Origin of the sequence: Lutibacter sp., from assembly GCF_046055765.1 — a bacterium.
Lineage (GTDB): Bacteria > Bacteroidota > Bacteroidia > Flavobacteriales > Flavobacteriaceae > Lutibacter.
In genome coordinates, this window is sequence record NZ_JASFZF010000051.1 from 1 (window position 1) to 5,356 (window position 5,356).

General features: G+C 29.7%; 5 protein-coding genes. 2 read left to right on the forward strand and 3 right to left on the reverse strand.

Annotated elements, in window-relative coordinates:
- The coding region (locus QM495_RS05810) for an endonuclease (protein ID WP_408671170.1) at nucleotides 1-1,716 on the reverse strand (1,716 nt) is incomplete at its 3' end.
- Between the two features lie 207 nt (nucleotides 1,717-1,923).
- Here QM495_RS05810 and QM495_RS05815 point away from each other — a divergent pair.
- Together QM495_RS05815 and QM495_RS05820 are read left to right on the forward strand one after the other, a co-directional pair.
- Entirely contained in the window at nucleotides 1,924-2,349 is a 426-nt protein-coding gene (locus QM495_RS05815; RefSeq protein ID WP_408671171.1) for a hypothetical protein, read from the forward strand.
- Between the two features lie 51 nt (nucleotides 2,350-2,400).
- Nucleotides 2,401-3,135, forward strand: a complete 735-nt coding sequence (locus tag QM495_RS05820; protein ID WP_408671172.1) for a lysophospholipid acyltransferase family protein — start codon at nucleotides 2,401-2,403, stop codon at nucleotides 3,133-3,135.
- Here the strand turns inward: QM495_RS05820 and QM495_RS05825 are convergent.
- Together QM495_RS05825 and QM495_RS05830 are read right to left on the reverse strand one after the other, a co-directional pair.
- The gene (locus tag QM495_RS05825; protein ID WP_408671173.1) at nucleotides 3,125-3,898 is read right to left on the reverse strand and encodes an amidohydrolase; all 774 of its coding nucleotides are present in this window, start codon (nucleotides 3,896-3,898) and stop codon (nucleotides 3,125-3,127) included. The genes QM495_RS05820 and QM495_RS05825 overlap by 11 nt on opposite strands.
- Nucleotides 3,886-5,043, reverse strand: a complete 1,158-nt coding sequence (locus QM495_RS05830; RefSeq protein WP_408671174.1) for a methionine aminotransferase — start codon at nucleotides 5,041-5,043, stop codon at nucleotides 3,886-3,888. The genes QM495_RS05825 and QM495_RS05830 overlap by 13 nt, the downstream gene beginning before the upstream one ends.
- Nucleotides 5,044-5,356 lie beyond the last annotated feature (313 nt).

Sequence of the window (5,356 nt, forward strand, 5' to 3'; positions counted from 1 at the left end):
TGATTGGATATTGTACATTGAAATTTGTACTTGCTTTTGAGTTATTGGCACCGCTATTTCAAAAATACCTGTACTTGGATTTGGATATACTACAAAATCGTTTAATAAAGTGATTTCTTTTGAATAAACTCCTTCACAAGTTTTTGCCGTTTTTACTTCTAATAAATCTCCGTGTTTTACATTTACAGAAAATACAGGAGCGCTCGTATCTAAAACGTCTTTTCCGTTAACAAATACATTATATGGTGCTGTCCCTTGTTCAATTTCAACAATAGCTCTATTTGCTTTTACACTCGATTTTCCTGAAACTGTAGTTCCTTCAATCACCTCAACCACAAAACATTGTTCGTAGTTTTCTCCTGTAACAGTAATACAAACATTATAAGTATCTGGTGCTAAGTTTTCAAACAAATGGCTGTTTGCAAAATTTTGTGTATCTGTAAAATTGGTATTGATTCCAGTAATGGTGGCTACATAACTATGAGTTTCATTAGCTGTAATAATTAATTGTCCATTACTTTTACCTGGGCACGTTTCACTGGTAACCTGAATGTTAAAATTATCTGATGGTAAAGAAAATATTGGTCCTGATAAAGTAGTTGCATTTACCGCACTGCTTTCAGCGGATAAATTAGAATACGTATCTCTAGCTTTAAGCGTTACATTATAGGTTGTGTTTGAACTTAAATTAGTTAAGCTAATACTTGTAGTTGTAGTTGTTTGCAAATAAGTACCATCTAAATAAATAAGATAATCATAAACACCAACATTATCTGTTGAAGCTGTCCAAGTTACCTCAAAGGAACTGTCTGTAATATTTGAAGTAACTAAATTAGTTGGAGTTGTTGGTACTTCAGTATCAGAACTTCCACCCATATTCCATTTATCTTCTGCATTTAAGCCACCCCAAATTACTTTTGCTAAATAAGGATTATCAATAAATGGATTTCTATTGTGTTGAATATTTGCTAACACTTCATTTCTATTAGCTTCAAAAGGTGAAACTGGATCTTCAAAATTCCATTTTAAGAATAAGTTTATCATATTTGGATCTATATTGTTTACAGTTCCAAAACCAACATAGGATGGAAAACATTGAGTTTGTGAAATTTGAGAACCATCCCCCTGGTATTCCATATACATATACATCACAGAACGTGCTACATCACCTTTCCATTCATCACCTGGAAACCATCCGCCATTAGTGGTTTCAATATAAGATGGTATTCCACTACCATCAGTAAATTTCCTATTACTTCTTGTTGTATTTCTGCTTCTGTCAACTGCATGTAAATTGTAAACATCTGTACCTGGACCAGGTTCAGAAGTTTCCAATTTAGGTATTGCTAATGATTTAGCAAACACATGTTCTCTATTCCAAACTCCTGTTGCTCCGCTTCCTGTGTCTTGTTCAGTTTTAAGTCGTGTTCTATCTGTTGTTACATCATTATCAGTATCATCAAAGCCGTAAATTAAAAGCACATTGTTGCTGTTATCAGGATCTTCATCTCCTGCTTTACATGCATCCCAAACATCGACTGGTGAACCCGTATAAGGAATTCCTGAATGTGTAGATTGTATTCTAGTAGCTAATTCATTAAACAGAGGCATCCCTGTTTTAGTGAGATCTAAACCGTTATAATATGCTGGAACAGTTTGTCCGTAAAAAGGAGTTACGAATAAAATAAAGAGTAGGGTATAAAGTAGTTTTTTCACAATAGTCTAATTGTTTTAAATTAAATCGAACATCAAAATTAAGAATTTTAATATTATTACAGTGTTAATTTCCATTTTATTAGCTCAATTGAAACCTATTTGCTTTTCAAATGAATTAAATTTTAAATTAAGACTATAATAAAATGATTACTATTTTTAATTCATTATTTTTGCTTCAACTAAAAAAAACAAACTATTATGATAAAAATGATTCACTCGTATTGGGCTTATATAGTTTTAGCAATATTAATTATTGCAACTGTAAATGCTGCAATAGGTTTATTTTCTAAGAAAAAATTTGAAGCAAAAGATTTGCGCATATCTCTATTTGCTTTAATTGCTGCTCATATTCAATTAATTATTGGTTTTATTGCTTATTTTACTTCTACCTATTTTCAAACTATGCAATCTCACGGAATGGGTTATGTTATGAAAAATAGCATTTTACGTAAACCTTTAGTTGAGCATCCTTTAATGATACTAATTGCTATTGCACTTATTACCATTGGATTTTCAAAACATAAAAAGAAAACTACAGATGATGCTAAATTTAAAACCATTTTTGCTTATTATTTAATAGCTTTATTATTAATATTAGCTGTTATTCCTTGGCATAATTGGTTTTCTAATTAAATTTATACTCCTATCCTATAAACAGATGTTTATAGGATAGGATTTTTTATTATGAAAAAACTACTTGCATATCCTTTAACTATTATTTACTATATCTTTTTTGGAATGGTATTAGTTGTTTTTCAGCCAATTCAATGGGTTGCTTTTAAAATTGGTGGTTATAAAGCTCACAAAATAACAGTAGATTGGCTTAACTTTTTTGTAATTAGTTGTTTATATATTTTAGGGACTAAAATAAGTTTTAATAATAAATATAAACTGCCTAAAAATGCTCCTTTAATAGTTGTTTCTAACCACCAAAGCATGAATGACATTGCTCCTTACTTTTGGTTTTTAAGAAAACACCATCCAAAATTTGTTTCCAAAATAGAGTTAGGCAAAGGAATTCCAAGCATTTCAATTAATTTAAGGCAAGGTGGCTCATGCTTAATTGACAGAAAAGATGCCAAACAATCTCTACGAGCCATTATCAATTTTGGAAAATATATTGAAAAAAATAAATATACTGCGATTATTTTTCCAGAAGGAACTAGAAGTAGAAATAGTGTTCCAAAACGGTTTTCTGAAAACGGGCTTAAAATGTTAGTGAAAAGTGTTCCGTCTGCCTATGTAGTTCCAATAACCATAAATAATTCATGGAAGTTTTTACGTTATGGTGGTTTCCCAATGGAAATTGGAGTGCATTTATCTTTTGATGTTCATGAACCTATAAAAGCAAGTTCTATGGAATTTAATCAGCTTTTTGAAAAAGTTGAAACGGAAATAAAATCGGCAGTTATAGTTTAAATTGATCTCTATCGGCTAAAAAATTCAATTTTTTTCGCAAAGTTATCTGCACCTTTTTATCTAGATTTACTATAATAGTTTCCTCTTTAAAAGGAGTTGTTTTGGCAATGGTTTCTCCTAAACTATCAAAACCCGCAGAATGTCCACTATATTCAAAATTATTAGCATCTTTTCCAACTCTATTTATCCCAATTACATAACTCATATTTTCAATGGCTCGTGCTTTTAACAGTGCATCCCAAGCTTTTATTCTTTGTTTTGGCCAATTTGCCACATAAAATAAAATCTCATAATCTTCTGTATTTCTTGCAAAAACAGGGAAACGCAAATCGTAACAAATTTGAGGACAAATTTTCCATCCTTTTACCGTAAAAATCTTCTTTTCTATTCCTGCTTTATAGACTTTTTCTTCTCCTGCCAAGCTAAATAAATGTCGCTTATTATAGGTTTCTATTTTCCCTGAAGGATATACAAATAACAATCGATTATAATAATCTTCATCTTCTTTTATAATAACGCTTCCTGTAATTACTGCATTTTTTGAAGAAGCCATTTTTTTCATCCATAAAACCGTTTTCCCTTCCATAGATTCTGAAATATTTTTAGGATGCATACTAAAACCGGTGGTAAACATTTCAGGTAAAATAATCAAATCCACATCTTCAGAAATTTGATTTATTTTTTTAGTGAAGTTTTGAAGATTTTCTTTGGCGTTGTGCCAAACTAAATCAGATTGTATAAATGCTACTTTTAAATTTTGCATAATATTTCTGCTGCTTTTTGTAAGGTTTCTTCTGATTTAGCAAAACAAACTCGTAATACTTTGGTGTCTAAATTTTGTTCATTAAAAACCGATATTGGTATAGTGGCTATTTTATTTTCAATAGTTAATTTTTTAGCAAAATTAATATCACTTTCATCTGTAATATTTTTATAGTTTAACAATTGAAAATAAGTTCCTGAAGAAGGCGTAAATTCAAACCTAGAATCTTTCATTAAATTTAAAAAGAAATCTCTTTTTTGCTGATAAAAAGTTCCCAAGTTTAAATAATGTTGCTCATTTTTTAAATACGTTGCCAATGCAATTTGAATAGGATGATTAGCACAAAACACATTAAACTGGTGTACTTTTCTAAATTCAGCAGTTAAATGAGCTGGTGCAGCACAATAACCCATTTTCCAACCTGTATTATGAAATGTTTTTCCGAAGGAAGCAATAATAAAAGTCCGTTCTTTTAAATTTGGATACAAACAAGCTGATTCATGCAATTGATTATCAAAAATAATGTGCTCATAAACCTCATCACTAATCAATAAAATATTAGTGTTTTTTAAAAGATTTTCTAATTGTTGCATATCGTTTTTCGACAAAACTTTTCCTGAAGGATTATGAGGCGAATTAATAATAATCATCCTAGTTTTACTAGTAATTAAACTTTTAACTTCTTCCCAATTTATTTTAAAACTTTCTGGGTCTAACTGAACCGAAATAGGTTTTCCGCCAACTAATTCAACGGTAGGTTCATAACAATCGTAAGCGGGTTTAAAAATAATAACTTCATCCTCTTTTTTAATGGTTGCCGTTATTGCGGTAAAAATAGCTTGTGTTCCGCCAGCAGTTATGGTAATTTCAGTATCTGGATTGTATGTTGTTTGATATAATTTGTCAAATTTTTCTGCTATAGCTTCCCGTAAACTAAAAATTCCAGGCATTGGTGCGTATTGATTGTAGCCATTAATCATAGCTTTATTTACAAGCTCAATAAGTTTAGCATCACTTTTAAAATCGGGAAAACCTTGTGATAGATTTAGCGCATTTTCTTTAGTTGCTAAACCGCTCATAATAGCAAAAATTGAAGTTGGAATTTCTGGTAATTTTGATTGAAATGAATTTTGAAAAGAAGGCATATAATTCGTTTAAATTAATGTTTAAAATTACAAAAATTAATTAGGATACTTTGACAATAGAAAAAATAGGCTTTTAACATTAAATTTAGCTGATGAGTTATTTGAAATATTCATCATTTCTTGAATAATTCCAACTTGAGAATTAAAAGAAAAAAACCAATACTATTAATTTAAAAACTCTCATTTAATTTATTTTGAAGTAAATGTAATAATTGAACCCGTTGTGCATTAATAATTAAATAATAAAAGTTGTTCATTGACTCATTAAAGTCGTATATTTATTTGAATATCAAACAATTAAATACATGAACAA